This window comes from Fibrobacter sp. (assembly GCA_024399065.1).
GTDB lineage: Bacteria > Fibrobacterota > Fibrobacteria > Fibrobacterales > Fibrobacteraceae > Fibrobacter.
The window spans coordinates 1-1,035 of sequence record JAKSIB010000119.1; the positions used below are offsets into that span (position 1 = coordinate 1).

General features: G+C 50.0%; 1 protein-coding gene. It reads left to right on the plus strand.

What is annotated here, in order from left to right; all coding sequences use genetic code 11:
* Positions 1-190: 190 nt before the first annotated feature.
* Positions 191-1,012: an IS982 family transposase gene (locus MJZ25_16750; GenBank protein MCQ2125808.1), complete on the plus strand. Its 822-nt coding sequence runs from the start codon at positions 191-193 to the stop codon at positions 1,010-1,012.
* The last annotated feature ends 23 nt before the right edge of the window (positions 1,013-1,035 follow it).

Below are 1,035 nucleotides of genomic sequence, written 5' to 3' on the forward strand. Positions count from 1 at the left end.
AACGTGAGTTCGATATAAAATAACATATTGAAAAAGAATAACATAGCGATATTTTTCGTATATTTGTGGTGTAAAATAAACAAATACAAAAAAGCACGCTATGTTATTATCAGAGGACAAAATTACGGAAATTTATTGCCTGGCAGACGATTTCTGCAAGTTTTACAGCGAAACGGCAAAAACTAACGCATTGGAAGAACCCGACGGGAAACGCCACCGCAACAAGCCCAACCGTCTGTCGGACGCCGAGGTCATCACCATCCTGGTCGCTTTCCACATGGGCGCACACCGTTGCCTGAAGCATTTCTACCTTGAATTCGTCTGCCGGCACTGGACACACCTGTTCCCTAAGACCGTGTCGTACAACAGGTTCGTCGAGTTGGAACGTGACGTAGCACTGCTGCTGCTCGTATTCGTCAAGCACGTCCTTCTAGGCAAGTGTACAGGCATCAGCTTCGTGGATTCCACCGCCATGCGGGTGTGCCGCAACCAGCGCATCCACTGCCACAAGGTCTTCAAGGGCATCGCCGCACGGGGAAAGTGCTCGATGGGGTGGTTCTTCGGATTCAAGCTGCACCTGATCATCAACGAGAAAGGAGAGATCCTCTCCTTCATGTTCACTCCGGCCGACGTCGACGACCGCGAGCCGCTCAAGTCCATGGGCTTCGTCAAGGAGATCTACGGGAAGCTGGTCGGTGACAAAGGATACATATCGAAAGAGCTGTTCGAGGAACTGTTCGTCGACGGCATCCAACTGATAACCAAGGTGAAGAACAACATGAAGAACTGCCTGATGAGCGTCTCCGACAAGATACTGCTCCGCAAAAGGGCGGTCATAGAGTCTGTCAATGACGAACTCAAGAACATCGCGCAGCTGGAGCATTCAAGGCATCGCTCGTTCAACAACTTCATCGTCAATGCCGTCGCCGCAATCGCCGCGTACTGCTTCTTCCCTAAGAAACCTTCCATCTCCGTCGAAACCTATTCCGACAACCAACTGACTATCTTTTGATTGCTTATGTCGAACTCACGTTA